The sequence below is a fragment of the Pelomonas candidula genome, assembly GCF_043555985.1.
Classification (GTDB): domain Bacteria; phylum Pseudomonadota; class Gammaproteobacteria; order Burkholderiales; family Burkholderiaceae_C; genus Pelomonas; species Pelomonas candidula.
The window spans coordinates 399,117-423,374 of the sequence record NZ_JBIGIC010000003.1 but is presented as its reverse complement, the minus strand read 5'-3'; the positions used below and the strand labels follow the sequence as shown (position 1 = coordinate 423,374).

24 protein-coding genes and 1 riboswitch are annotated in these 24,258 nt (G+C 69.9%); of the genes, 10 read left to right on the top strand and 14 right to left on the bottom strand.

What is annotated here, in order from left to right:
- The first annotated feature begins 153 nt into the window (after positions 1–153).
- Both ACG04R_RS08180 and ACG04R_RS08175 read left to right on the top strand, forming a co-directional pair.
- Positions 154–756, top strand: a complete 603-nt coding sequence (locus tag ACG04R_RS08180; RefSeq protein ID WP_394407913.1) for a helix-turn-helix transcriptional regulator — start codon at positions 154–156, stop codon at positions 754–756.
- Positions 757–852: 96 nt separating this feature from the next.
- Complete coding sequence (locus tag ACG04R_RS08175; protein ID WP_394407910.1) at positions 853–1,485, top strand: Crp/Fnr family transcriptional regulator; 633 nt, start codon at positions 853–855, stop codon at positions 1,483–1,485.
- Positions 1,486–1,495: 10 nt separating this feature from the next.
- On the opposite strand, the gene ACG04R_RS08170 is transcribed toward ACG04R_RS08175, so the two are convergent.
- Positions 1,496–2,464 carry a M48 family metallopeptidase gene (locus ACG04R_RS08170; RefSeq protein WP_394407907.1) on the bottom strand — a complete coding sequence of 323 codons (969 nt, stop codon included), beginning with the start codon at positions 2,462–2,464 and terminating at the stop codon, positions 1,496–1,498.
- 140 nt (positions 2,465–2,604) lie between these two features.
- Here ACG04R_RS08170 and ACG04R_RS08165 point away from each other — a divergent pair, with 140 nt between their 5' ends.
- Together ACG04R_RS08165 and ACG04R_RS08160 are read left to right on the top strand one after the other, a co-directional pair.
- A complete protein-coding gene (locus tag ACG04R_RS08165; protein ID WP_394407904.1) occupies positions 2,605–3,081 on the top strand; it encodes a flavin reductase family protein in 477 nt (158 codons plus the stop codon).
- Between the two features lie 59 nt (positions 3,082–3,140).
- The gene (locus ACG04R_RS08160) at positions 3,141–3,584 is read left to right on the top strand and encodes an SRPBCC family protein (protein ID WP_394407901.1); all 444 of its coding nucleotides are present in this window, start codon (positions 3,141–3,143) and stop codon (positions 3,582–3,584) included.
- A gap of 7 nt (positions 3,585–3,591) precedes the next feature.
- Here the strand turns inward: ACG04R_RS08160 and ACG04R_RS08155 are convergent, their stop codons facing one another.
- From ACG04R_RS08155 to ACG04R_RS08135, 5 genes are all read right to left on the bottom strand, one after another.
- Positions 3,592–5,502 carry a potassium transporter Kup gene (locus tag ACG04R_RS08155; RefSeq protein ID WP_394407898.1) on the bottom strand — a complete coding sequence of 637 codons (1,911 nt, stop codon included), beginning with the start codon at positions 5,500–5,502 and terminating at the stop codon, positions 3,592–3,594.
- Positions 5,503–5,585: 83 nt separating this feature from the next.
- On the bottom strand, positions 5,586–6,449 hold the full coding sequence (locus ACG04R_RS08150; RefSeq protein WP_394407895.1) for a hypothetical protein: 864 nt from the start codon (positions 6,447–6,449) through the stop codon (positions 5,586–5,588).
- 95 nt (positions 6,450–6,544) lie between these two features.
- Positions 6,545–6,645: riboswitch (cyclic di-GMP riboswitch) on the bottom strand.
- A gap of 121 nt (positions 6,646–6,766) precedes the next feature.
- A complete protein-coding gene (locus ACG04R_RS08145) occupies positions 6,767–8,224 on the bottom strand; it encodes a hypothetical protein (RefSeq protein ID WP_394407892.1) in 1,458 nt (485 codons plus the stop codon).
- A gap of 12 nt (positions 8,225–8,236) precedes the next feature.
- On the bottom strand, positions 8,237–9,124 hold the full coding sequence (locus tag ACG04R_RS08140; RefSeq protein ID WP_394407889.1) for an ABC transporter ATP-binding protein: 888 nt from the start codon (positions 9,122–9,124) through the stop codon (positions 8,237–8,239).
- A complete protein-coding gene (locus tag ACG04R_RS08135; RefSeq protein WP_394407886.1) occupies positions 9,121–9,516 on the bottom strand; it encodes a GntR family transcriptional regulator in 396 nt (131 codons plus the stop codon). The genes ACG04R_RS08140 and ACG04R_RS08135 overlap by 4 nt, the downstream gene beginning before the upstream one ends.
- A gap of 99 nt (positions 9,517–9,615) precedes the next feature.
- Between ACG04R_RS08135 and ACG04R_RS08130 the strand changes: the two genes are divergently transcribed.
- The 3 genes from ACG04R_RS08130 (at position 9,616) to ACG04R_RS08120 (ending at position 11,201) form a co-directional block, all read left to right on the top strand.
- Positions 9,616–10,056: a copper chaperone PCu(A)C gene (locus ACG04R_RS08130; RefSeq protein ID WP_394407883.1), complete on the top strand. Its 441-nt coding sequence runs from the start codon at positions 9,616–9,618 to the stop codon at positions 10,054–10,056.
- An 87-nt stretch (positions 10,057–10,143) separates the two neighbouring features.
- Positions 10,144–10,755, top strand: a complete 612-nt coding sequence (locus tag ACG04R_RS08125) for an EF-hand domain-containing protein (protein ID WP_394407880.1) — start codon at positions 10,144–10,146, stop codon at positions 10,753–10,755.
- 212 nt (positions 10,756–10,967) lie between these two features.
- On the top strand, positions 10,968–11,201 hold the full coding sequence (locus ACG04R_RS08120) for a hypothetical protein (RefSeq protein WP_394407878.1): 234 nt from the start codon (positions 10,968–10,970) through the stop codon (positions 11,199–11,201).
- 3 nt (positions 11,202–11,204) lie between these two features.
- Here the strand turns inward: ACG04R_RS08120 and ACG04R_RS08115 are convergent, their stop codons facing one another.
- The 8 genes from ACG04R_RS08115 to ACG04R_RS08080 form a co-directional block, all read right to left on the bottom strand.
- On the bottom strand, positions 11,205–12,101 hold the full coding sequence (locus ACG04R_RS08115; RefSeq protein ID WP_394407876.1) for an alpha/beta fold hydrolase: 897 nt from the start codon (positions 12,099–12,101) through the stop codon (positions 11,205–11,207).
- Positions 12,101–12,697, bottom strand: coding sequence for an ATP-dependent Clp protease proteolytic subunit (locus ACG04R_RS08110; protein WP_394407874.1), 597 nt, complete (start codon positions 12,695–12,697; stop codon positions 12,101–12,103). The genes ACG04R_RS08115 and ACG04R_RS08110 overlap by 1 nt, the downstream gene beginning before the upstream one ends.
- A gap of 64 nt (positions 12,698–12,761) precedes the next feature.
- On the bottom strand, positions 12,762–13,529 hold the full coding sequence (locus tag ACG04R_RS08105; protein ID WP_394407872.1) for a DUF4184 family protein: 768 nt from the start codon (positions 13,527–13,529) through the stop codon (positions 12,762–12,764).
- A gap of 75 nt (positions 13,530–13,604) precedes the next feature.
- Complete coding sequence (locus ACG04R_RS08100) at positions 13,605–14,429, bottom strand: esterase/lipase family protein (RefSeq protein WP_394407870.1); 825 nt, start codon at positions 14,427–14,429, stop codon at positions 13,605–13,607.
- 37 nt (positions 14,430–14,466) lie between these two features.
- The gene (locus ACG04R_RS08095) at positions 14,467–16,107 is read right to left on the bottom strand and encodes a wax ester/triacylglycerol synthase family O-acyltransferase (protein WP_394407868.1); all 1,641 of its coding nucleotides are present in this window, start codon (positions 16,105–16,107) and stop codon (positions 14,467–14,469) included.
- A 151-nt stretch (positions 16,108–16,258) separates the two neighbouring features.
- Positions 16,259–16,588, bottom strand: a complete 330-nt coding sequence (locus ACG04R_RS08090; RefSeq protein WP_394407866.1) for a PspC domain-containing protein — start codon at positions 16,586–16,588, stop codon at positions 16,259–16,261.
- 104 nt (positions 16,589–16,692) lie between these two features.
- Positions 16,693–18,489: an ABC transporter substrate-binding protein gene (locus tag ACG04R_RS08085; RefSeq protein WP_394407864.1), complete on the bottom strand. Its 1,797-nt coding sequence runs from the start codon at positions 18,487–18,489 to the stop codon at positions 16,693–16,695.
- Positions 18,486–20,279, bottom strand: a complete 1,794-nt coding sequence (locus ACG04R_RS08080) for an ABC transporter substrate-binding protein (protein WP_394407862.1) — start codon at positions 20,277–20,279, stop codon at positions 18,486–18,488. Before ACG04R_RS08080 ends, ACG04R_RS08085 begins: the two co-directional genes overlap by 4 nt.
- A gap of 139 nt (positions 20,280–20,418) precedes the next feature.
- Between ACG04R_RS08080 and ACG04R_RS08075 the strand changes: the two genes are divergently transcribed.
- From ACG04R_RS08075 to ACG04R_RS08065, 3 genes are all read left to right on the top strand, one after another.
- A complete protein-coding gene (locus ACG04R_RS08075; protein ID WP_394407860.1) occupies positions 20,419–21,357 on the top strand; it encodes an ABC transporter permease in 939 nt (312 codons plus the stop codon).
- Positions 21,354–22,376, top strand: a complete 1,023-nt coding sequence (locus tag ACG04R_RS08070) for an ABC transporter permease (protein ID WP_394407858.1) — start codon at positions 21,354–21,356, stop codon at positions 22,374–22,376. Before ACG04R_RS08075 ends, ACG04R_RS08070 begins: the two co-directional genes overlap by 4 nt.
- A gap of 171 nt (positions 22,377–22,547) precedes the next feature.
- A complete protein-coding gene (locus ACG04R_RS08065; RefSeq protein ID WP_394407856.1) occupies positions 22,548–24,257 on the top strand; it encodes an ABC transporter ATP-binding protein in 1,710 nt (569 codons plus the stop codon).
- Position 24,258: the final 1 nt, after the last annotated feature.

Below are 24,258 nucleotides of genomic sequence, written 5' to 3'. Positions count from 1 at the left end.
ACATTTACGCCAAACTGCAAACGTGCTCTCCTACGCTTTGAGGAAAGGCTCACAGCGGGTGAGCCAAGGAGTGCTGCCATGTGGATGAATGAGTTTGTTCAACCGGGTCAGGCCCCTGGTCGCCCCCGCGAAGAGCGTCGCCAGGCTGCGTCGTTGTCGACGCAGTGGATGGGCCTGGTGCTGGAGGAGTTGGACCACGGCGTTGTGCTGCTCAACGGCGCCGGCCGGGTGCTGCACACCAACCTCGCGGCGCGGGCCTCGCTGGACGACAACCACCCGTTGGAGCTGGTCGGCCCGCATCTTCGGGCCCGGCTGCTGACCGACGCGGTGCCGCTGGCCGAGGCGCTGGAAGGTGCCGAGGCGAGTGGCCGGCGCTGCCTGCTGCGCCTGGGCGACGACCGCGCCGAGTGCGGTCGCGCCAACGTCGTCGTGGTGCCGCTCAATCGGGACGTCAGCCAGGCCGCCGTGTTGCTGATCCTGGAGCGTCGCCAGCTCTGCGGTGACCTCGCCGCGCAGTGGTTCGCGCTGCGCTACCAGCTGACGCCGGCCGAGACCGAAGTGCTGAAGGCGCTGTCGAACGGCGTCAAGCCGGCCGAGGTCGCGCAGCGCCAGGGCGTGGCCATCTCCACGGTGCGCAGCCAGATCCAGAGCATCCGCGCCAAGAGCGGCGCCGACAGCATCGGCGAGCTGATGCGCCAGCTGGCGCTGTTGCCGCCACTGGTGTCGTCGCTGCGGCCGGCCAAGCTGGTCAACTGATCGATCCGATGTTTCAACCCGTTGCGGCGGGTCATCTGGTCGGGTGACTTAACATTCCGACACGCGGCCGGGCCTATTGCCCGTCGCGCTGTCTGGATGGCTGACGATTCCCTCGACAACGAACTCCTGGCCCTGCCGACCTCGCTGCGTCTGCTCGCCGCGCGCGGCATCTCGCGCAGCTACCGCAAGGGCGTCGTGCTGATCGAGGAGGGCTCGGTTGGCGACAACCTCTACCTCGTGCTGTCGGGCTCGCTGCGCGCCTACAGCAGCGACGCGCGCGGCCGCGAGATCACCTACGGCGTCTACGGCCCCGGCGAGTACGTCGGTGAGATGAGCCTGGACGGCGGGCCGCGCTCGGCCAGCGTCATCACCGAGGTGGGCAGCCGGCTTGTCATGGTCACGCGCGCCAGCCTGCTGACGCACATCAGCGAGCATCCCGAGTTCGCCTTCGAGCTGCTGACCAAGGTCATCCGCCGTGCCCGGGCGGCGACGCTGTCGACCAAGCAGCTGGCGCTGAACGACGTCTACGGGCGGCTGAAGAACCTCGTCGACGAATCCACCGGCGACGGCCGCCTGCTGGCGTTGACGCACCAGGGCATGGCCCAGCGCCTGGGTTGCTCGCGCGAGATGGTGTCCAAGCTCGTCAAGGACCTGGAGCTGGGCGGCTACCTGAAGCGCATCGCCGCCGGCGAGTACCAGCGGCTGAAGACGCTGCCGGCGCGCTGGTAGCGGCCGGCGCTCAGTTCGCGGAGCGCGTCGTGAGCGGCGGCGCGACCGGGAAGCGCTGGTCCGGCTTGGGCGCGCGCTGGTACAGGCCCTGGACCTTGGGAAGGTTGGCCTGGATGTCGCGGATGCGCGTCGCGTTGGCCGGGTGGGTGGACAGCCATTGCGGCGGCGCGCCCTTGTTGGAGGCCATCATCTTTTCCCACAGTCGTATCGCGGCGGACGGGTCGTAGCCGGCACGCGCGGCCAGCTCGATGCCGACGAGGTCGGCCTCGGTCTCGTCCGCGCGGCTGAAGGTCAGCTTGAATATCTCCGCACCGTAGCCGGCCACGGTGCGGCCGACGTTGCCCAGCCCTAGCAGGGCGGACAGCGCCTCGACGCCCAGGTTGGTGGCGGCCGACTTGCCGACCCGCTCGCGCGCGTGCTCGCGCAGCGCATGCGCCATCTCGTGGCCCATGATGGCGGCGACCTCGTCGTCCTCCAGCTTGAGCTTGTCGAGGATGCCGTAGTAGAAGGCGATCTTGCCGCCGGGGATGCAGAAGGCGTTGAGCTGCGGGTCGCCCAGCAGATTGACCTCCCATTTCCACTGCCGCGCGCGGTCGTTCCACTCGTAACTGAACGGGATGATGCGCTGGGCGATGTAGCGGAGCCTCTGCAGCTGCGGGTGCTGCAAAGGCGCCCGCCCGCGCTGCTGGTCAGCCTGCTGCATCATCAGCGCGTACTGCTGGCCGCCTTCGCGCTCCAGCTGCTCGGCCGAGACGAGGCCGGTGAACTTGCTCTTGGGGCCGACGTCCACGCCCTCGCGCGCCCAGGCCGGCGCGAAGGCCGCTGCGCCCGTCGCAGCCATCAGGCCGGTGAAGAGGCGGCGGCCGCGCTGCTTCGGCGCGCAGCGGCCCGCGACGCAGTCGCCACAGGCGCCGAACTGGCGGGCGATGGAATGGCTGAACTGCAGGTCGTCGTGGATCTGGAAGTCGTCGGCGTGCATGCCGGCATTGTGCGATGACGCCGCCGCATCACCCGTAGGACTGGCGACAATCACCTGAATGAATCAGCCCCCACGCTCGCGCTGCTCGCTGCCCCCCGAGGGGGCGCATCCATGCCTTCGGGCGGCCGGGCGCCATTGATATGGACCCCCAGCAATTCCGCGCCGCCCTCGGCATGTTCGCCACCGGCGTGACCATCGTCACCGTGCGCTCGGCGGACGGCAGCCTCGTGGGCCTGACGGCCAATTCCTTCAACTCCGTGTCGCTGGACCCGCCGCTGGTGCTGTGGAGTCTGGCGCGGCGCGCGGGCTCGCTGCCGGTGTTCACGCATGGCACGCACTACGCGATCAACATCCTCGCGGCGGACCAGAAGGAGCTGGCCCAGCGCTTCGCGACGCGTGACATCGACCGCTTCGCCGGCGTGGCCTGGCACGAGGGCGCCGGCGGTGCGCCGGTGCTGGAGGGCGCCGTGGCCGTGTTCGAGTGCGCCAACCGCAGCCGCTACGAGGAGGGCGACCACGTCATCTTCGTCGGCGAGGTGGAGCGCTGCACGTCGCGGCCGGGTGCACAGCCGCTGATCTTCCACGGTGGGCGCTACTTCACCGAGCTTCCGATCTGAGGCTTGTCGATCCGGTGGCGTGCCGATCGTCGTGCCTGTATCCACTCCAAAGGACTGCCATGGCCAACACCGTCACCCTGCACCGCGTGCTGCGCTGCCCGCCCGAGCGCGTCTACCGCGCCTTCACGACGCCGGCCGCGATGGCCAAGTGGCTGCCGCCCTTCGGCTTCACCGGCACCGTGCATGAGATGGACGCTCAGGTCGGTGGCAGCTGGCGCATGTCGTTCACGAACTTCACGACCGGCGGCAGCCACAGCTTCGGCGGGCGCTACCTGGAGCTGGTGCCCGGCCAGAAGCTGCGCTACACGGCCACCTTCGACGACGCCAACCTGCCCGGCGAGATGACGACCACCGTCGAGCTGCGCGCCGTGTTCTGCGGCACCGAGGTCCACATCCGGCAGGAAGGCATCCCCGACGTGATCCCGGCCGAGGCCTGCATGCTGGGCTGGCAGGAGTCGCTGACGCTGCTGGCTCAGCTGGCCGAGCCGGAGATCCGGCAGTAGGCCCGCGTCAGAGCTGGACCTTGGTGCCCAGCTCCACCACCGCGTTGCCCGGCAGGCGGAAGTAGTCCGCCGCGCTGCTGGCGTTGCGGCTCATGGCCGCGAACAGCGCTTCGCGCCAGTGCGCCATGCCGGCGCGCGGCACCAGGGTTTCGCGGCTCAGGAAGTAGCTGGTCTCGGCAGGCTCGGTGTGCAGGCCGCGGACGTTGCAGAGCTGCAGCGCTGCCGGCACGTCGGGCTGGTCCATGAAGCCGTAGGTCAGCGTCAGCCGCCAGAAGTCGGGCGCCAGCTGCTCGAGCTGCAGGCGCTCGGCGTCGGGCACGTAGGGGCGATCGCAGAAGACCACCGTCAGCACGACGTTGCGCTCGTGCAGCACCTGGTAGTGCTTGAGGTTGTGCAGCAGCGCCGGTGGCACCAGTTGCGGGTTGGCCACCGGGTAGATGGCCGTGCGCGCCGCGCGCGGGCGCTCGGCGTCGCCGTAGGCATGCAGGGACTCGACGAAGGACAGCAGCTCGATGCCCTCGTCGGCCAGGTGCTGCTGCATGGCCTTGCGGCCGCGCGCCCAGGTGCTCATCAGCACGAAGAGCAGGCCGCCCAGCACCAGCGGGAACCAGCCGCCGTCGACGATCTTGATCGCACAGCCGGCCACCAGCAGCGCGTCCAGCGCCAGGAAGAACGCCGTCGCGCCCCAGGCCAGCGGCGCGGGCAGGCGCCAGCCGTGACGAATGACGAAGAAGGTCAGCACCGTCGTGATCATCATCGTCAGCGTGACGGCGATGCCGTAGGCGCCTGCCAGTGCCGAGGAGCTGCGGAACAGCAGCACCGCGCCCAGCACGCCCGCCAGCAGGGCCCAGTTCACGCTGGAGATGTAGATCTGCCCGGCCTCCGCGGCCGAGGTGTTGCGCACCGGCATGCGTGGCAGGAAGCCGAGCTGGATGGCCTGCTTGGTCATCGAGTAGGCGCCGGAGATGACGGCCTGGGACGCGATGACGGCGGCTGCCGCGGCCAGCACCACGACCGGCAGCACCAGCGCCGCGGGGAAGAGGCGGTAGAACGGGTTGTCGATGGCGGCGGGGTCGGCCATCAGCAGCGCACCCTGGCCGAGGTAGTTCAGCGCCAGCGCGGGGAAGACGATGCCTGTCCACGCGAGGCGGATGGGCTTCGCGCCGAAGTGGCCCATGTCGGCGTACAGCGCCTCGGCGCCGGTCAGTGCCAGCACGATGGCGCCGACGACGGCGAAGACCTGCCAGCCGCGGCCGGCCAGGAACTCCAGCGCGCGCAGCGGGTTCAGTGCCGCGAGGATGGCCGGCTGGTGGGCGATCTGCATTGCGCCGGTCACGGCCAGCACGCCGAACCACAGCAGGATGACCGGTCCGAACACGCGGCCCACGACATGGGTGCCGTGCTTCTGCACGACGAAGAGCACGATGAGCACCGCGATGGACAGTGGCAGCACATAGCTTTCGAGGTGGGGGCTGACGATCTCCAGACCCTCGATGGCGCCCATCACGGAGACGGCCGGCGTGATGACGCTGTCGCCGTAGAACAGCGTGGCACCGAACACGCCCATCAGCAGCAGGAAGCGGCGCAGGCCGGGGCGCTCGCGCACGGCCTGCGTGGCCAGCGCCGTCAGCGCCAGGCCGCCGCCCTCGCCGCGGTTGTCGGCGCGCAGGATCAGCACGACGTACTTCAGCGTGACGACCAGCATCAGCGCCCAGACGATGGCCGAGATGGCGCCGATCAGCGCGTCCGGCGTGACGGCCACGCCGGTGGCCGGCGTGAAGATCTCCTTGACCGTGTAGAGCGGGCTGGTGCCGATGTCGCCGTAGACGACGCCGATGGCGCCCAGCGTCAGTGCGGCGAGGCCGTGGCGGTGCTGCGTGGGCGGGGTGTCGGTGGAGGCGTCGGTCGCGGTCGTCATGGGGGCAAGCATCGCTCAGGGCGCGGCAGCTTGCCACCTCGGCGAGAGCCGAGCTTGCAGCCGCCTTGCCGGCGGCGCCGATTTCACTTCCTGCCGGCGGTCGTCGGCACGATGGCCGCCATCGCGGCCTTGAAGGCGGGGTCGGCCAGCAGCGCGTTCCAGGCGGCCATCAGCGAGGCGTAGTCGCCGCTGGAGATCTTCTTCGCGGTGATCGCCGCGGTGAGCGCTGCGTTCAGGCGCACGACCGCGTCGTACTTCGCATAGCCCTTGCCCTTGAGCTGGGTCACGGCGTAGTTGCTGTAGCCCCACGCGGTGTTGAGGTTGTTCCAGTCGCCCGAGCCGGGCTGGATGTAGGTGACGGGTGCCGGCGCAGGCGTCGGGGCCGAGGCAGTGGGCGCCGGGGCGGGCGCGGGCTTGGGGGCCGTGGTGGGCGCCGGCGCCGGCGCGGGTGTCGCCGCGCCGCAGGTGCCGGTCACGTTGATGCGCACCCAGCCGATGCTCGGTGCGCTCGAGTCGGCGTTGACGACGATCTTCACGTTGTTCGCGCCGGCCACGAGGTAGGGCTGGGTCCAGATCGTCCTGACGACCTTGGGCGTGAGCGCGATCTGCGTGTTCTGTGCGATCAGCGCGTCATTGCCGTAGAGGCGGTTGGTGCTGCTGGCCACGGCCGTGGCGCTGACCTCGTCGTACTGGAAGTTGAAGGCGCAGCGGCCCAGCGAGCTCAGGAAGGCGTCCTTGTCGCTGACGGTGATCTCGGGCAGCTTGCTCGTCGTCACGTTGGTGGTGACAAGCAGCGGCGCGGCCTGGGCGATGACGGTCTTGCCATCGCTCTTGACGAGGCGCACGAGGCCGGTGAGCTGGGCGGTCTGCGTGGCGGTCGCGTCGGCGGCGAAGCCCTGCTGGGCGATGACGGCGAGTACGGCGGTGGTGATGAGGCGGGTCTTCATGGCGTGAGTGCTTTCGGGTTGGTGCATGGGTGGGGCTACCGGGCAGTAGCCGGCACCTCCCCGTGTGCCACGCTGCGGACATGACCCTGTCCGCCCAGGGCGGCCCCGCTATCTGCTGCCCCTTGGCAAGGGTTGGGGGCAGGGAAGACCGGAGGCTTTGCGTCCCCGCTTTTCAACGGGTTTGCCGACTGCATGGGGCGCAGTGTGCGGATGCAAGCGTTGTCACGTCCGTGCGCCAGTTCACGAATCACCACCCCCGCCGGAAGAGCGGCGGGCGGCTCGCGACGGGCGGTTTCTGAAGCTTGCGGCGGGCTTGCTCAGGCCAGCCGACCGGCCGGCAGGGCCGATGGCGCCTGGCTCAGCGTGCGCCAGCGCCGGGCCAGCAGCACCGTACTGAGCACCACGCTGGCGGCCATCAGCGGCCAGACCAGCCCGTCCACGAAGGCGCACAGCGCCCACAGCACCGAGTACGCCAGGAAGAAGCCCAGCACCGGACGCGACGTCGCCCATGGCGTCGGCGCACGCATCCTGGCCGGCGCGTTTGTGAGGTTCAGGATGCCCAGCGGCAGGGCCGCGATGGACAGGCTCAGCAGCGACGGCATGCCGGCCAGCATCAACAGGCCGACCAGCAGCAGCGTCGTCGCGAGCCAGGCCAGCAGGAAGTGGCGCAGTTGGAGGAAGGCCACGGCACGGTTCAGCTGCGGGCCCTGGGGCATGCCGGGCAGCAGCACCAGCAGCGCTTGTTCGCGCCGCGTATGCCAGAGCATGTTGCGCAACCCGAAGCCGGGGTTGAAGCCGGCGATGCCCAGCCCGATGGCGATGGCTGGCGCCATGCCTTTGAACATGGCGCCGGGCGAGATGCCGAACAGCCTGAACGTCATGGTGCCACCCAGGACCACGCACGCCAGAGTCAGGGCCATGCTGACCGAGTGGCTCAGCCAGTGCTGCAGGCCGTGCAGCGCAAGTTCGGCCCGAGCCATCACGCTGGCCTGCGTCGGTTGCGCCCGGGCCAGCAGATGCGAGAGCCACCGGGAGACGCCGGCGTCGACCGGCCACGCGAACCATTCGCCGGCGCGGCCCAGGTTGGCGATGCCGGCGCGGTTGCCGGTCATGCCATTGCGTGCGGCCCTGAGCATGCGCCGGCGCCGTTCGTAGGCGGCGTGGTGGGCGGCATCTCCGCTGCCGAAGACCTGCGTCAGCAGTGCGCCCAGCACGACGAGGCTCAGCGCCAGCCAGGCCCAGGGCTGCAGCTGCCAGACATCGACCAGCGCGTGCCACAGCGGTGCCAGGCGCTGCTGCAGGTGCAGCGGCGTGATGAGGGAGGGGCCCGTGTACAGCACGATGGCCCAGATCCAGTGGCGCTGCGTCCAGGCGACGCCCACGCCGGCCGCGGCGGCCGCGAGCAGCAGCGGCGCCAACGGCACTCGCTCTGCCAGGATCAGCCACACCAGCACGCCCTGCGCGCCACTGATCAGCAACCAAGCGACCAGCGCGGCCTGGCGCAGCCGCCGCAGCTGGCCGGGCACGAGGCGGGTGGTGGTGGGGTGGTTCTGCTCCAGCAGGCTCACCAGCAGCAGCACCCACAGCCCGAACAGGGCAAAGACGAGCACCGCGCAGACGAGGGCGATGCGCATCTGCATGACCGGCATGAACCACACCGCGACGGCCAGGCCGACCAGCACCACGCTGTAGAACACGATGCGGAACCAGCGGCTGCCGTCCGTGTTCGACTGGCGCCAGGCCGCCAGCAGGATCTGGTTGTAGCTTGCAGTCATGGTCAGGTCAGGTCAGGTCAGCTCGGCGAACAGGTCGTCCAGGTTCACGCGGTCGGCCGCGACGCCATCTGGCAACGCCGTGTCGGCGGGCAGCCGCGCCAGCACGCGCTCGCGGCCGGCCTCCAGTGGCGTGCGCTTGAGCGGCTGCACACCCAGGCGGCCCATCAGGCCGGCCATCTCGCTGACGCTGCCGGTGAAGGCGCGCACCTGCTCCAGCAGGTCGTCCAGCGGTGCCTGCAGCGCGATGCGGCCACGGCTCAGGAAGGCGAGGTTGAAGGCCACGCGCTCCAGGTCGGACAGGATGTGCGTGGAGAACACCACCGTCGTGCCGCGGTCCAGCACCTGGTCCACCAGCTCGCGCAGGAAGTCGCGCCGGCCGACGGGGTCCAGGCTCGCGACCGGCTCGTCCAGCACCAGCAGGTCGGGCTCGTGGGCGAGTGCGCGGATGATGGACAGGCGCTGCTGCTGGCCACCCGAGAGCTTGCGGATGGGCCGGTCGCGCGGGATCTCCCAGCGCGACAGCAGGCCCTCCACGCGCGACTCGTTCCAGCGCGGGTAGAAGCTCCTGAAGTAGGCCAGCAGCTGCGTGGCCGTGAAGCCCTCGAACAAGTCGTTTTGCTGCGGCACGTAGCCGATGCGGGCGCGCGCCGCGTCGTCCAGCCGCGCGGCGTCCTGGCCGAAGATCTTCACGCTGCCGGTCTGCGGGTCGCGCAGGCCCAGCAGCGTCTCCAGCAGCGTCGTCTTGCCGGCGCCGTTGCGGCCCAGCAGGCCCACGACCTGGCCGGGCAGCAGCTGCCAGTCCAGCCCGTTCAGCACGCTGGCGCCTTCGGCGTAGGACAGGGTCACGCCATGGAGCTCGGCGCTGAGGGTGTCGGTGTGCGGGAAGTGTGGGCTGGTCATGGGGCTTGCTCGTCGAGGAGGGTCTTGAACAACTGCAGGACTTGGGCGCTGGGCAGCTCCAGCTGGCGGGCTTCGGCGGCGGCCTTCTCCAGCGTCGGGCGCAGCAGCTCAACGCGGTCGGCGGTGGGCTGCGCGCGCCGGTGCTGGGCGGCCACGACCATGGACAGCCCGCGGCGGCGCTCCAGCACGCCGTCCGCCTCCAGCTGCGAATAGGCCTTGGAGATAGTCATCGGGTGCACGGCCAGCGCCTGGGCCAGCTCGCGCACCGAAGGGATCTCGTCGCCCGCCTTCAGCTGTCCGGCCGCCACGCGCCGCTTCACCTGCTCGATGAGCTGGCGGTAGATGGGCTCGGGCGAGCCGGTGTTGATGTGGACGAAGTGAGTCGGGTCCATGCGGAACTGCCAATGTGTACTAGTACTATAGTACACGTAGACAGTAAGGGTCAAGCCCCCGGTCGCACAATCGGCGTTTTGTCGTCGACCTCACCCGCCATGCGCCATCTGCTGCTCGCTTCCGCCCTGTTCGCATCCCTGGCCGCGCAGGCCCAGAGCCCTGCCGTGAAGGTGGACGATGCCTGGGTGCGCGCCACCGTCGCGCCGCAGAAGGCCACGGGCGCCTTCATGCAGCTCACCGCCGCCAAGCCGGTCAAGGTCGTTGCGGTCAGCTCGCCGGTGGCGGCCGTGGCCGAAATCCACGAGATGAAGATGGACGGCGGCGTCATGAAGATGCGCGCCGTCGACGCGCTGCCGCTGCCGGCCGGCCAGGCCGTGGCGCTGAAGCCGGGCAGCTATCACGTCATGCTGATGGGGCTGAAAGCGCCGATCAAGGCCGGTGAGGCCGTGCCGCTGACGCTGACCGTCGAGGCCGAGGACGGCAAGCGCACGGTGGTCGAGATCAAGGCCGACGCGCGCAGCGCTGCCGCCGGGCACTGACGTGGTGCCGCTTGTGTCAAGCAGGTAAAGCCGGTACAGCTGGTTTGCGCATGGTCGAAAACCCTGGGACCACTCAGGGAGCCGCCCATGATCACCGCCGTCAACACCCAAGCGCTGGCCAGTTCCGTGTCCAGCGGCTCGTCGACCAGCAAGGCTGGCAGGCCGGATGCCGAGCAGGTCTTCAAGGAGCTGGATGCCGGCAACAAGGGCTACCTGACGGTCGACGACCTGAAGGCCGCCGTCGTCAAGATCTCCGTTGAGGGCGCCAAGAAGGCCGATGCTGCGGGCAAGACGGCACCCAGCGCCGAGGAGATGCTGGCCAAGATGGACAGCGATGGCGACGGCAAGGTGACGCTGGATGAGTTCAAGGCCGCCGCGCCCAAGGGCCCGCCGCCTGGAGCCGCCCAGGGTGGCGGCAACTCGATTGCCAAGAGCCAGGGCGGTCAGGCGCAGGCCGCCGCCGCGAGCGGCGGCAAGTCGGGCGGCACGGCCAGCGCGAGCAGCACCAAGACCTACGAGCCGGCCGACACCAACCAGGATGGCAAGGTCTCCGCGCAGGAGCAGGCGGCCTACGACGCCAAGCTGGCCGCCGAGAAGGCCGCCCAGGCCGCCAGCAGCGGCAAGACTGCCGAGGCGGATGCCGCGGTCAAGACCTACGAGTCGGTCGAGCAGCTCGGCAAGGCCAGCGCGGCGAGCTGACCGATGGCCACGGGCCGGTCCGTGTCCTGTCGCAACCGAAGAAAGCGCTCAAGTTCAGCGCTCGGGGGCCGATAGACCGGAACGAGCGCTCCGAATCCGCCATGCTGCCCCCCGTCACCCCATCACTTGCCCCACTCTCTCAGGGTGGCGCAGTTGTGCCCGCCCCCGCGTCCGCCCGGCCGGCGGGGGCGGAGGCCGCTGCCGTGGTGACGGTGTCTGCTGCGGGTGCCCGCGTGGCGGCTTCGCAGGACACCGCCAAGATCGCCACCGGCATCGTCCATGCGTCGGCCGACGTCAACGGCGACGGCACGGTGTCGGACCAGGAGCAGCAGACCGAGGATGCGCAGGTGGCGCTGAAGAAGGCCATGCTGGAAGGCGGCCCCAACCTCGAACAGGCGTTGCAGACCTACGAGACCATCGCGGCCCTGGCCGACGTGCAGCGCTGACGCTCAGGCCCGCGCGGCGTTGGCCGCGATGGCCCCGGCCAGGCGCGGCCACAGCGCCCCGGGCAGGTCGTGGCCCCAACCGGGAATGACCTCCAGCGTCGCGCCGGGGATGCGTGCCGCCAGGTCGTGCGCGGCGGCCACCGGGATCAGTGCGTCGCCCTCGCCATGGATGACCAGCGTCGGCGCCGCGATGCGCGGCAGGCGCTCGGCGCGGTGGGTGTCGGCCGCAATGGCGACGATCTGGCGTGCCACGGCCTGCGGGCGGAAGGACCGCCGCACGCCCACCGCGATGCGCTCACGCAGCGCGCGCGCCTCGGCCGGATAGCCGGGGCTGCCGATGACGCCGTACAGGGTCACGAAGTGGTCGAGGACGTTCTCCAGCGTCTGCGCCGGCGTGGCGCCGGGCCGGGGCCGCGACATCAGAACCCGGCGCACCTTGAGGCTCTCGCGCGGCACGCCGCGGGCGCCGCTGCTGGTCATCATCAGCGTCAGGCTCTTCAGCCGGCCGGCGTGGGCGAAGCCCAGGTGCTGGGCGATCATGCCGCCCATGGACGCGCCGCAGACATGGGCGTGGGCGATGCCCAGCGCGTCCAGCACGCCGACGGCATCGCGCGCCAGGTCGGCCAGCTGGTAGGGCGCCTTCACCGGCAGGTGCAGCGTGTGCAGCAGCGCCGCCAGCGGGACGTTGGGCACGCCCAGCTCGTCGAAAGGCTGGCTCAGGCCGACGTCGCGGTTGTCGAAGCGGATGACGCGAAAGCCCTTCGCCACCAGCTCGTCCACCAGGCCCTCGGGCCAGGCGATGAGCTGCATGCCCAGGCCCATGATCATCAGCAGCGGCTCGCCGCTGTCGGGGCCGCGGACGTCGACTTCGATGCGGACGCCGTTGGCCGAGACCTGCATCAGCCCAGGTCCGCCTGGCGCTCGATGACGCGGGAGACCAGGCCGTAGGCAATGGCCTCGTCGGTGCCCATCCAGAAGTCGCGCTCGATGTCGACGCGCACGCGGTCCAGCGGCTGGCCCGTCTCCTTGGCGATGGTGGCGGCGATGCGCTCGCGGGTGCGGATGATTTCCTTGGCCTGGATGGCGATGTCGCTGGCCTGGCCACCGGCGCCGCCGGCCGGCTGGTGGATCATGAAGCGCGTGTTGGGCAGGGCGAGGCGCCGTTCCTTGGGCGCGGCCAGGTAGATGTGCGTGCCGGCGCTGGCGACCCAGCCCGTGCCCACCACCGTGACCGGGGCGCGCACGAAGCGGATCATGTCGTGGATGGCGTCGCCGCTCTCCACGTGGCCGCCGGGCGACGAGATCAGCAGCGTGATCGGCGCGTCGGATTCCTGGCTCAGCGCCAGCAGGCGGCGGCAGGTGGCGTGGGCCATCTTGTCGTCGATCTCGCCAAAGATCATCACGTAGCGGCCCTTGAAGAGCAGTTGCTCTTCCATCTTCTCGGGGGCTTCTTTCTTGGCGGCCTTGTCGTCGGCGGCGAGGGTGTGGTGGTGCATGGTCACGGGTCCGGTTGAGGGCGCTACCTTACCGCGAGATCAACGGTCGGCGCGCCACGAGGTTTCAGGCGTCGCCGTGGCGGCGCCACCAGAGGGCGCTGGCGGCGACGAACAGCACCGTGAAGCAGCTGGTGCTCCAGACGACGGCGCGCACCAGCCGGCGCATCGGGTAGCCGGGCAGCGTGTCGGGCGTCAGCGCCCAGGCCGACAGCGCGCCGACCGCGAGCGCCGTCGCCAGGCAGGCCCACAGCACGCGCGTCCGCCGCGGGTCTGGCGGCAGCGTGCGGGCCGGCCGGCGGCGCAGCGCGCGCGCATAGGCGACGGCGAGGACCAGCGCGCCGGCCACGCTGCTCAGGTACTGCAGCAGCCGGGCCGCCGTCAGCGTCCGGCCCATGACGGTCAGCGCGGGCTGCTCCAGCCAGGGCAACAGGTCGGCGAGCTGCGGCACCGGGTGGGTGAAGAGGTCCCACAGCAGGTGGGTGGCCGCGCCGAGCAGGATGGACAGCGCCGCCACCGCCCAACGCGCCGCGGCAGCCTGCGGTGGCGGCTGCAGTTCGTCGCGTGCCATCGACCGGTGGGGTTCCGGCAACAGCACGGTCAGCGGGCGCGGCCAGCGCTGCATCAGGCCCAGCAGCAGCAGGCAGGCCGGCAGGCAGACGCTCACGACGCCGGCGGGCGTGTGGCAGAAGGCGCGCAGCGCGCCGTGCATGCCGATGTAGTAGCTCAGGTCCGGCGCCATCGCGCCGAGGATCAGGCCGGGCCAGCACAGCCAGCGGGGGCACAGGGAACGCAGCGGCAGGATGGCCGCCGGGTGGGCGAAGGTCCAGGGCATGGGTGGGTCGTCAACAGCTCACGAAGTCACCGTCGCGCATGCATGCACCATGCCGCCCGGCGGGCGGGTCGATTCTCAGGGCCGTTCCGGCGTCTTGTAGAACCAGCGCCGCGCGCCCTTGGGCTCGAAGTGCTTCCATTGCCCCTCCGGCTGCGCCAGCCGGTCGGCCAGTGCGTACAGCGCGATGGGGTTCACGCCCAGGCCGATGTGGCTTGCCTGGACCTCGATGTTCTCCGCCAGCGGTGACGGCTCGTTGACGCTGCAGCGCCAGGCAACGACGCCGTCGGTCTTGGAGTAGATGGACGTCGTCGGCACTGGCGGGGCCTGGCGGATCTGTTCCAGCAGTGCGTGGTCGTCGGCCACGGTCTGGCCGCTGACCATCTCGAAGAAGCGCCACGCATTCGTCGCGCGCGGGTGGCCGGTGAACGGCGTGCCCAGCGTGACGACGCAGCGCGCCAGGTCCGGGCATTCCTTGGCCAGTTCGCGGGCGTAGATGCCGCCCAGGCTCCAGCCGATCAGGCTGACCTTGCGGTGATGGCGGCGGTAGAGCTGCTGCAGATCGGCCCGTGCCTGCTCCAGCACGCCGGTGCGCGGGCCGAAGTTGAAGCCCTGGCCCCAGGCCTGCGTCGCGTAGCCCAGCGAGTCCAGCAGCGCGCGCAGCGGCGCGGTCGTCGCGTCGTTGGCGCCCAGGCCGGGGAAGACCAGCACCGGATGGCCATCGCCCTGCGGCAGCTTCTTCATCCATGGCAGCGAGGCCAGCAGCGCCGCGTACTCCCACGGCGCGCGGCCTTCCAGCATCAGCAGCCAGGCATTGGGGGCGCGCAGGTCGGACCAGTCGAGGGCGGCGGTGGCGGGCGCCGGGGCGCGGCGCGGCAGGCGCGGGGAACGGGTGGCGGGCATTCAGGAAAAAACGGGAGCGGGCAAGGCCCGACCATTGTTAGCCAGCCGCGGCGCGTTTCCTGGCGGGGCTTGCCCTGGGCTTGGGTGTCGCCTTGGCGACGGGCTTCTTCGCCGCCGCCCTGTTCGCTGCCGCCTTCTTTGCCGGGGTCTTCTTCTTCACGGCCGGTGCCGGCTCGGGCTTGGCCTCGGCCTCCGCAACCTGCAGCGCCTGGAACTCCATGAACGCCGCTTCCACGTAGGCGGCCAGTTCGGCCGTCTGCGGCAGCGCCTCGCCGCAGGCCATCAGGCCGATGTCCAGGGACTGGTTGTAGGTCTGCACCGTCACGTTCAGCGCCAGGCCGTGTACGGCGATGGAGGTGGGGTAGTTGGTCAGCATCCTGGCGCCGGCCAGGTACAGCGGCACCTGCGGCCCCGGCACGTTGGAGATGACGACGTTGGCCACGACCGGCAGCTTCTCGGCGACCCGGGCGCGGCCGTAGAGCATGGCGCCGGCCTGCATCAGCCAAGGGATGCCCAGGCTGGGGAAGTCGGTCGGCATCAGGCTCTTGAGTTGGGCCATCTGTGCCTTCATCGCCTGGCTGGACGCCATGACGTGGGCCAGGCGCTCGGCCGGTTTGGCGAGGTGGGTGCCCAGGCTCATGAAGGTCATCGTGGCCTGGTTGTTGGACGTCGTGTCGCCGGCCGCGCGCGTGGACACGGGCACGGCGGCGATGAGGCTCTTGCGCGGCAGCGGGCCGTGCTTGGTGAAGTAGCGCCGCAGCGCGCCGCCGATGACGAACAGCACCGCGTCGTTGAGGCTGGCGCCGTGCCGCCTGCGCGTGCGGTTCAGCTCGGCCAGCGGCAGCGTGACGCCGGCGAACGAGCGCGTGTCCGACAGGCTGACGTTGAAGCGCGTGCGCGGCGCCGGGCCCAGGCCGGCCACGGACGCCTTGCCGCGCACGAGCGCGGTCGTCTGTGCGGCCACGCCGGCCAGCAGCGTGCGCAGTTTGTCGATGGACGCGCCGGCCGCAGCACCGCCCGCGTAGCCGACGGCCATGTTGCCGAGGATGCCGGCGGCGCTGGGCAGCGAGCGGGCCAGCTTGACGGTCTGCTTCCATTGCTGCGAGACGGCGGCGCGCAGCATGCCGACGGTGCCGAGCTGGCCGCGCTTCTTGCCGCGCGCCGGCGTGGCCTCGATGGCGCGCGGCTCGGGGCTGAGGTCGAGGATGACCTGCGCCAGCGCGACGGCGGCCTGGCCATCCACGGCGGCGTGATGCAGCTGCGTGTAGAGGGCCACGCGCGGTTGGCCTTCGGGGCCCGGCTCGATGCCGGTGAAGACGTGGAACTTCCACAGCGGACGAGTCCGGTCCAGCAGCACGGGATGCAGCGCACCGACCTGAGCCTCCAGCTCGCCCATGCCGCTGCCTTCGGGCAAGGGGATCTCGACGATGTGCTCATCGAGATCGGGTTCAGCATCCACCCAGCCCGGGTTGGACAGACCCAGCGGCATCGCGAGCAGCTTGCGGCGCAGCGCGGGCAGCAGCGGCATGCGGGTGCGCATGTGCTCGCGCAGGTCCTCGACGAAGTCGCCGTCGTAGCCGGGGGGCAGCTCCAGCAGGTGCAGCGCGCCGACGTGCATCGGCATCTGCGGCGTCTCGAGGTAGAGAAAGCTGGCGTCGAGGCCGGCGAGCTGTTTCATCGGCTGTCTCCGTGTTGTCGGCCCAGCATACCGACGAAACCCTTGACGGCCCTCGGGGCTGACCCCTCCGGTGACTCCCGCCGATCCCGCCTTGCCAGGCGGCTGGGCGTGCCCCCTGGAGGGGGCGGCCGTCAGGCCGCACGGGGTGGGCTCATTCTTCCGGTACGAAGATCCACAGCAGGATGTACAGGAAGACGCCGCTGCCGAAGGCCAGGAACAGCACCGTGAAGATCAGGCGCCAGACCCACGAGTCCAGCCCCGTCGCGCGGGCGATGCCGCCGCAGACGCCACCGATCCAGCGGTCCATGCGCGAGCGGCGCAGGCCGTTGACGGCGCCCATGTTGGGGCCTGCCGCGCTGCCGTAGCCGGGGGGCGTCTGGCCGCCCAGCACACGGGCCTTGGCCTTGGCAAACTCGTCGTCGCTGAGCACGCCGCGGGCGTGCAAGTCGGCCAGCTTGTTGAGTTCTTCTGCGTCGTTCATCTCGAGCTCCTTTTGGTGTTGATGGAGCGAAGCCTAGCGGTGCCACGCATGCAGGCCAGCGGCTTGCGACAGTCGGTCGATTCGATGGGATGCCGCCGCGGAAATCAATGGACAGGCTGTTTCGCCGGGTCGATGTCGACGAACTGCCAGAAGTCCAGCCAGAACAGCGGGCGGTAGAAGCCGGTCATCGCCGGCTGCTCGATGTCGGTGACGATGCGGTGGGCGTGGACCTTGTATGGCATGTAGGCCACGGCGATGCGCTTGGCCTCCTTGAACAGCGCGTCGCGTTCGGGGCCGTCGGGCAGGGCCTGCATGCGGTCGTACAGCGCGTCGAAGCGGGCGTCCTTGAAGCGTGGCAGGTTCTGCGTGCCCGAGTACGGGCCGTAGAGGCGCTGCAGCGCCTCCTGGCCGTCCGGCGATGCCGCGGTCGAACCCACGGGCCACATCTGGTAGTTGCCGGCTTGCGCGGCCTTGAGGTTCTCGGGCCACTGCTGGACCTTGAGCTGCAGCTTGATGCCGATGGCGCGCAGCGCCTGATCCCACAATTCATCGAGGGCGCGGCTCAGCGCATCGGACTGCGTGTTGCGCGTCAGCACGAGCGGGCTGCCGTCGGGCATGTCGCGCCAGCCGTCGCCGTCGCGGTCGACGTAGCCGTACATGTCCAGCAGCGCGCGGGCGCGGGCCGGGTCGTAGTCGCTCATCTCGCTCTTGAAGGCCGGGTCGTAGCCGCTGGTATTGGGCAGGATGGGCGCCTGCGCGGGCATCCCTTGGCCGCGGCGGGCGGAGCTGATCTCCTTGTTCACGTCGAAGGCCAGCGACAGTGCGCGGCGCAGCGCGACCTTGTCGGGCGTCATGCCGCCGACGATGGGGTCTTCCATGTTGAAGCAGGTCAGCGTCATGTCCGGCGCGACGGTGAAGACCGCGTGCATGCCGCGTTTGGCGAGGTTGGGGGCGATCCGTCCGCCAGGTGCCGCCTGTGTGATGAAGCTCTCGGGCACGCGCTCGATGAAGTCGTGCTGCCCGTTCAGGAAGGCCAGCCAGCGCGGCTGGTCGGCCTCGATGACGTCGACGACGATGCGGTCGATCATCGGGATGCGGCGGCCCTTGAACTTCGCGTAGATGGCCTGCGCCTCCTTGTCATCGGCGGCGGGCTGGGCCTCGTAGAAGCGCTCGCGGTAGCCGGGGTTGCGCTCGAACACCATCTGCGAGCTGCGCCGCCATTCCTTCAACATGAAGGGGCCGGTGCCCACCGGGTGCTCCATGATGCGGTCGCCGTAGAACTCGACCACCTCGCGCGCGACGGCGCCGTAGAGGTCGTTGCCCGCGAAGATGGCCTCGACGAGCCGGGGGCGTGGGCCGTGGGTCTTGACCTGGATCGTGTAGCGGTCCAGCGCGCGCAGGCCTTCGATCTCGGTGTCGTAGGGAAAGGGCTTCCTGCTCTTGAGGACCTGCTCGCGCAGTTCGCCCAGGCCGACGATGCCCTGGTCCTCGTAGCTGGACCAGCCCTGCGCGTTGGTCGCCGGGTCGGCGAAGCGCTTGATGCTGTAGACGAAGTCGGCGGCCGTGACCTCGCGCTTCCTGCCCTTGAAGGCCGGGTCGTCGGCGAAGTAGATGCCGGACCGGAGCTTGATCGTGAAGGTCTTGAAGTCCGCGCTTATCTCGGGCGGGCCGGCGGCGATCAGCGGCACCAGGCGGGCCGGCCGGGCCAGCGGGTCGAAGGTGTAGGGCGACTCGAAGATGTGGGCCGTGACCGTGCGCGAGTAGATGTCGGACAGGCGCGGCGGATCGAATCCGGTCTCGGCGACCCGGAAGGCGTAATGCAGCGTCTTGAGCGGCTCGGCGGCGCGGGCGGGCGCGGCCAGGGCCAGGCAGGTGGTGAGCGCGGCGAGGAGGAGTCTCATGACTGGGGCTGGGTGTCGGGGTCGATGTCGATGTACTTCCAGAAGTCCCGCACGAACAGGTTGCGGCTGTAGCCGCGCACCCAGGGCTGGGCCATGTCCGTGAAGACGCGGTGGACGTGGAACTTGTAGGGCGCATAGGCGACCAGCAGGCGTTGCGCGTCGTTCATGGCGGCCTGGCGCTCGGGGCCATCGGGCAAGGCCTTCTGGCGGTCGTACAGCGCCTCGAAGGCCGGCAGGTCGAAGCGGGTCTTGTTGGCGTGCCCCTTGGCCTTGCTGGAACCCAGCGCGAGGAAGGTGTCGCCGTCGGGCGTCGTGCCGACCCAGCCGACCATCCACATCTGCAGCTTGCCGGCGTTGGCGGCCTTGAGCTGTTCGGGGAACTTGCCGATCTTGATCGTGAAGCGCACACCCAGCGCCTTCATGTTCTTCTGCCACTGCTCGGCGAGCTGGCGGCGCTCGCCATCGGCCAGCGTCGAGTACTCGATGAGCAGCGGCTTGCCGTCCGGCAGCTCGCGCCAGCCGTCGCCGTCGCGGTCCTTGTAGCCGTACAGGTCCAGCAGCGCGCGGGCCTTGGCGAGGTTGAACTCGCTCATCTCCGACTTGAAGGCCGGGTCGTGGCCGAACACCACGGTGGGTATCGGGCCCTGGCTCTTGATGGCCTGGCCGCGGCGCACGAGGCGTATCTCCTTGTCCAGGTCCACGGCCAGGTTGATGGCGCGGCGCAGCGCGATCTTCTCGGGCGTGTAGCCGCCGACGACCGGGTCCTCCATGTTGAAGTAGCTGAAGGACACGTCGGCGCGCGCATAGCGCGTCATCGTCATGCCCTGCCGGGCGAGGTTGGGCGCGAGCTGGTTGCCGGGCATCGCGACGGTGGCGAAGTCGATCGGCACTTCCTCGATGACGTCGGCCTCGCCGCGCAGGAAGGACAGCCAGCGCGGCTGCGCCTCCTCGACGATGCTGACGACGACGCGGTCCACGATGGGCAGCTTCTTGCCCTGCAGCGCGGCCACCTCGGCCTTGAGTTTGTCGCTGGCGTCGGGCGGCGCGATCTCGGCGTAGCGCAGGTCGCGGAAGTTGGGGTTGCGCTCCAGCACGATGCGCGAGTTGCGGTGCCACTCGACGAGGCGGAAGGCGCCCGTGCCGACCGGGTGCTCCATGATGCGGTCGCCGTAGGCCTCGACCACCTCGCGCGCGACGGCGCCGAGGAAGCCGGGGTCGGCGAACTGGTGGACGAAGCGCGGGTCGCCCAGTCCCAGCTTGACCTGGAAGGTGTAGCGGTCCAGCGCCTTCAGGCCTTCGACCTCGCGGCCGTAGTCGAAGGGTTTCTTCGCCTTCATCAGCTCGCGGCGCAGTTCGGACAGCCCGAGGATCTGTGCGTTCTCCAGCAGGTAGAGGTTGTTGCTCTTCCAGCGCGGGTCGTAGTGGCGCTTGAGGCTGTAGACGTAGTCGGCCGCGGTCAGCTCGCGCTTCCTGCCGTTGAAGGCGGGGTCGTCCGAGAAGTAGATGCCGGGCTTGACCCGCATCGTGATCGTCTTGAAGTCGGCACTGACCTGGGGCATCTCGGCCAGCGTGGCCGGGCGCAGCTTGAAGGGCCGGGCACCGAAGTCGTACTCCAGCGGCGCGTCGAAGATGGCACCGGCGATGTCCTTGGAGTACTTGTCGGAGATCTGCGCGGGGTCGAAGCCGGTCTCGGCCACCTTGAAGGCGTAGCGCATCACCTTGTCGGCCGCCTGGGCGGAGACCAGCGTGCCGGCCAGCAGGAGGCCGCTCAACAGGACGGGAAGCTTCATCGCGGGGGCGCTTGCTCGGAGAAGCGCGGAGTCTAGTGAAACCGTCAGGGGCGTCACCAGCGCCGCTCGCATAGACTGCGCCCCGTTTTCTGTTGTAACCCCTCGGTTCCGGCGGGGTTTGTGGTTTCTAGGAGCCCCGATGGCGGCCTATCTCGTGCGACGCCTGTGGCAGATGATCCCGACGCTGGTGGGGGTCGTGCTGCTGGTGTTCTTCCTGTTCAAGAAGTTTGGCAACGACCCGGCCATCATCCTCGGCGGCATGAATGCCAGCGCCGAGCAGATCGAGGCGATCCGCGACCAGCTGGGCCTCAACAAGCCCGTCTGGGAGCAGCTGCTGATCTTCCTGAAGCAGATCGTCACCTTCGACTGGGGCAAGAGCTGGGCCACCCAGGAGCCGGTGGCGCACCTGTTCGCCACGCGGCTGCCGGCCACGCTGACGGTGACCGTGCCCATCCTCATCCTGGAGGTGCTGCTGGCCATCCCGTTCGCGCTGGCGGTGGCCACCGTGCGCGGCAGCCTGACCGACCGCGCGGTGATGATCTGCACGACGGTGGCGGTGTCCGTCTCGCTGCTGGTCTACGTGATCCTGTCGCAGTACCTGTTCGCCTTCCGCCTCGGCTGGTTCCCGGTGCAGGGCTGGACGGCCAGCACCTGGACCAACCTCACCACCTACGCGCCGCTGCCCATCCTCGTCGCCGTGGCCGTGTCGCTGGCGCCGCAGATCCGCCTGTACCGCAGCTTCTTCCTCGATGAGCTGGGCCACGACTACGTGCGTACCGCCCGCGCCAAGGGGCTGACCGAGCGCACCGTGCTGCTCAAGCACGTGCTGCGCAACGCGCTGATCCCCATCCTGACCAACGTCTCGGTGCTGGTGCCCGGCGTGCTGGTGGGCAGCTTCCTCATCGAGGTGTTCTTCTCCATCCCGGGCCTGGGGCGTGAGCTCTACCTCGCGGTGAATCGCGGCGACTACCCGGTCATCCAGGCCTTCTCCATCTACCTGGCCGCGCTGACGATGGTGGTCAACCTGGCCGTCGACGTGCTCTACAAGGTCGTCGATCCCCGGGTGGTGCTCAAGTGAGCGCGCCTGCCTCTTCCGGCGGCGTCTGGGCCGCCTCCTGGCGCCGTCTGCGGACCGACCGTGTCGGCATGGCGGCCATGGCCGTCGTTGCCGTCTTCCTCGTCGTCGTGCTGCTGGCCGCCACCAACCTCGTCGCGTCGGGCTGGCAGCAGGAGATCGGCGTGCCCAACGCGCCGCCCACGTTGCTGGGCCCGCAGCCGGCCGAGGACACCGGCACCATCGCCGCGCCCAAGGGGCCCAACGTCGACCTGTCGGACATCGACCCGCTGGCGCCGCGCTACGCCGAGTGGGCCGAACGCGCCAAGGCCTTCAAGACCGAGGAGCTGGTGCGCGCCGAGACACTGCCGCTGGGCGGCGACCGGCTGGGCCGCGACGTGCTGGCCAAGGTCGTCAAGGGCGCCGAAGTGACCATCTTCGTGGGGCTCGCGGCGGCCGTCGTCGCGACGCTGATCGGCACCGTGCTGGGCGCCGTGTCGGGCTTCTTCGGGGGCTGGGTGGGCGACCTGCTGGAGTGGGTCTACAACGTGTTCACGGCAATCCCGGGCATCCTGCTGATCTTCGCGTTCGCGGCCATCTTCCCGCGCGGCATCGGTGCGGTCGTCGGCATCCTGGCGCTGAGCGGGTGGACCGGCATCTACCGGCTCATCCGCGCGGAGTTCATCAAGCACCGCGTGCGCGAGTACGTGCGCTCGGCCGAGGCCATCGGTGCGAGCCGCGGGGCGCGCATGTTCCGCCACATCCTGCCCAACGTGTCGCACGTGGTGCTGGTGCAGCTGTCGCTGCACGTGGTGGGCTTCATCAAGAGCGAGGTCATCCTCAGCTACCTGGGGCTGGGCGTCAGCGTCGACCAGGTGTCGTGGGGCACGATGCTGGGCGAGGCGCAGAACGAGCTCATCCTCGGCTACTGGTGGCAGCTCGCCGCCGTGACCGCCTTCATGGCCGTGTTCGTCACGGCGTTCGCGCTGTTCACCGACGCGCTGCGCGACGCGCTCGATCCCAAGTTGCGGGGCCTGGAATGACTGTGAGCCCCTCGTCCGGTCAGGCCGCGCTGAGCGCGGGCCTGTCCAGCCGATCCCCCGAGGGGACGGCGATGCTTGCGGCATTGAGCCGCAAGCACATCGCCCAGGCGGGCCGGCTTGGGAGCGGCCCGGCGCTCGGCCCGCAAAACCGTCGTGCGGCGGACAACTGACATGAGCCCTTTACTGAGCATCCAAGACCTGAAGGTCGCCTTCCGCATGGGCAAGGAAGGCGGTCAGATGCAGCGTGCGCTGGCCGTCAAGGGCATCAGCTTCGACGTGCCGGAGAACGGCACCGTGGCGCTGGTCGGCGAGTCGGGGTCGGGCAAGAGCGTGACGGCCATGTCCATCCTCAACCTGCTGCCCAGCAACGCCGAGCGAGAGGGCCGCATCCTTTTCCAGGGCCGCGACCTGCTGCGGGCGTCCACGCGCGAGCTGCAGGCCGTCCGCGGCAAGGACATCGCCTGCGTCTTCCAGGACCCGATGAGTTCGCTGAACCCGGTGTTCGACGTCGCCACGCAGATCTGCGAGCCGCTGATGAAGCACCTGGGGATGAGTCGCTGCCAGGCGCTGGTGCGCGCCGAGGAACTGCTGCACGAGGTCGGCATCCCCGAGCCGAAGCGGCGCCTGCGCGCCTACCCGCACGAGATGTCGGGCGGCCAGCAGCAGCGCGTCATGATCGCCGTGGCGCTGGCCTGCAGCCCGAGGCTGCTGATCGCCGACGAGCCGACGACGGCGCTGGACGTGACCATCCAGCGCCAGGTCATGGAGCTGCTGGCGCGGCTCAAGGACAGCCACAAGATGAGTCTGCTGTTCATCTCGCACGACCTGGGCGTCGTCGGCGAGATCTCGGACCGCGTCGTCGTCATGCGCCACGGCCAGGTGCGCGAGACCGCGCCGGTCGAGCAGATCTTCAACGCCCCGCAGGACGCCTACACGAAGGCGCTGCTGGCCTGCCGCCCGTCGCTGACCGAGAACCCGGCGCGGCTGATGGTCATCGACGACCACATTGCCGGCCGCGCCGCGTCCACCGCCGTCAAGGCCAAGGACGCGAACGCGCCCGTCGTGCTGGAGGTGACGGGCCTGCAGAAGAGCTTCTGGCTGAAGGAGGGCCTGTTCGGCCGTCGCGAGTTCAAGGCGGTCAAGGGCGTCAGCTTCAAGCTCAGGCGCGGCCACACGCTGGGCGTGGTCGGCGAGTCCGGCTCCGGCAAGACGACCATGGGCCTGGCGCTGCTGCGCCTGCACGAGCAGACGGGTGGCACCCTGGCCGGCCAGGTGCTGTTCGACGGCCAGGACCTGCTGAAGATGGGGGGCGCCGACTGGCAGCGCATGCGCCGGCGCATCCAGGTCGTGTTCCAGAACCCCTACGCCTCGCTGAACCCGCGCTTCAGCATCGGCCAGACGCTGCGTGAGCCGATGGAAATCCATGGAATCGGCGCCGACACCGCCGAGCGCGAGGCGCTTGCCATCGCGCTGCTGCGCAAGGTGGGCCTGGACGAGGCCGCCATGGCCAAGTACCCGCACGAGTTCTCCGGTGGCCAGCGCCAGCGCATCGCCATCGCGCGCTGCCTGACGCTGCAGCCCGAGGTGCTGGTGCTGGACGAGGCCGTGTCGGCGCTGGACGTGTCGGTGCAGGCCCAGGTGCTCAACCTGCTGAAGGATCTGCAGGACGAGTTCGGCCTGAGCTACATCTTCATCAGCCACGACCTGGCCGTCGTCAAGTTCATCTCGGACGAAGTGCTGGTCATGCAGAACGGCGACGTCGTCGAGCAGGCGGCCACGGGCGACCTGATCGCGGCGCCGCGGCAGGATTACACGCGCCGCCTGCTGGGCGCCGTGCCGCGCGGCTATGTGGGCCGACCGGGCGAGGCGCGTGGAATCTGAA

Excerpts from the sequence above, each read along its gene's own strand:
- ACG04R_RS08175 (WP_394407910.1), top strand. The coding sequence starts at position 853 with ATGGCTGACGATTCCCTCGACAACGAACTCCTGGCCCTGCCGACCTCG.
- ACG04R_RS08170 (WP_394407907.1), bottom strand. The coding sequence starts at position 2,464 with ATGCACGCCGACGACTTCCAGATCCACGACGACCTGCAGTTCAGCCAT.
- ACG04R_RS08165 (WP_394407904.1), top strand. The coding sequence starts at position 2,605 with ATGGACCCCCAGCAATTCCGCGCCGCCCTCGGCATGTTCGCCACCGGC.
- ACG04R_RS08160 (WP_394407901.1), top strand. The coding sequence starts at position 3,141 with ATGGCCAACACCGTCACCCTGCACCGCGTGCTGCGCTGCCCGCCCGAG.
- ACG04R_RS08155 (WP_394407898.1), bottom strand. The coding sequence starts at position 5,502 with ATGACGACCGCGACCGACGCCTCCACCGACACCCCGCCCACGCAGCAC.
- ACG04R_RS08150 (WP_394407895.1), bottom strand. The coding sequence starts at position 6,449 with ATGAAGACCCGCCTCATCACCACCGCCGTACTCGCCGTCATCGCCCAG.
- ACG04R_RS08145 (WP_394407892.1), bottom strand. The coding sequence starts at position 8,224 with ATGACTGCAAGCTACAACCAGATCCTGCTGGCGGCCTGGCGCCAGTCG.
- ACG04R_RS08140 (WP_394407889.1), bottom strand. The coding sequence starts at position 9,124 with ATGACCAGCCCACACTTCCCGCACACCGACACCCTCAGCGCCGAGCTC.
- ACG04R_RS08135 (WP_394407886.1), bottom strand. The coding sequence starts at position 9,516 with ATGGACCCGACTCACTTCGTCCACATCAACACCGGCTCGCCCGAGCCC.
- ACG04R_RS08130 (WP_394407883.1), top strand. The coding sequence starts at position 9,616 with ATGCGCCATCTGCTGCTCGCTTCCGCCCTGTTCGCATCCCTGGCCGCG.
- ACG04R_RS08125 (WP_394407880.1), top strand. The coding sequence starts at position 10,144 with ATGATCACCGCCGTCAACACCCAAGCGCTGGCCAGTTCCGTGTCCAGC.
- ACG04R_RS08115 (WP_394407876.1), bottom strand. The coding sequence starts at position 12,101 with ATGCAGGTCTCGGCCAACGGCGTCCGCATCGAAGTCGACGTCCGCGGC.
- ACG04R_RS08110 (WP_394407874.1), bottom strand. The coding sequence starts at position 12,697 with ATGCACCACCACACCCTCGCCGCCGACGACAAGGCCGCCAAGAAAGAA.
- ACG04R_RS08105 (WP_394407872.1), bottom strand. The coding sequence starts at position 13,529 with ATGCCCTGGACCTTCGCCCACCCGGCGGCCATCCTGCCGCTGCGTTCC.
- ACG04R_RS08100 (WP_394407870.1), bottom strand. The coding sequence starts at position 14,429 with ATGCCCGCCACCCGTTCCCCGCGCCTGCCGCGCCGCGCCCCGGCGCCC.
- ACG04R_RS08095 (WP_394407868.1), bottom strand. The coding sequence starts at position 16,107 with ATGAAACAGCTCGCCGGCCTCGACGCCAGCTTTCTCTACCTCGAGACG.
- ACG04R_RS08090 (WP_394407866.1), bottom strand. The coding sequence starts at position 16,588 with ATGAACGACGCAGAAGAACTCAACAAGCTGGCCGACTTGCACGCCCGC.
- ACG04R_RS08085 (WP_394407864.1), bottom strand. The coding sequence starts at position 18,489 with ATGAGACTCCTCCTCGCCGCGCTCACCACCTGCCTGGCCCTGGCCGCG.
- ACG04R_RS08080 (WP_394407862.1), bottom strand. The coding sequence starts at position 20,279 with ATGAAGCTTCCCGTCCTGTTGAGCGGCCTCCTGCTGGCCGGCACGCTG.
- ACG04R_RS08075 (WP_394407860.1), top strand. The coding sequence starts at position 20,419 with ATGGCGGCCTATCTCGTGCGACGCCTGTGGCAGATGATCCCGACGCTG.
- ACG04R_RS08065 (WP_394407856.1), top strand. The coding sequence starts at position 22,548 with ATGAGCCCTTTACTGAGCATCCAAGACCTGAAGGTCGCCTTCCGCATG.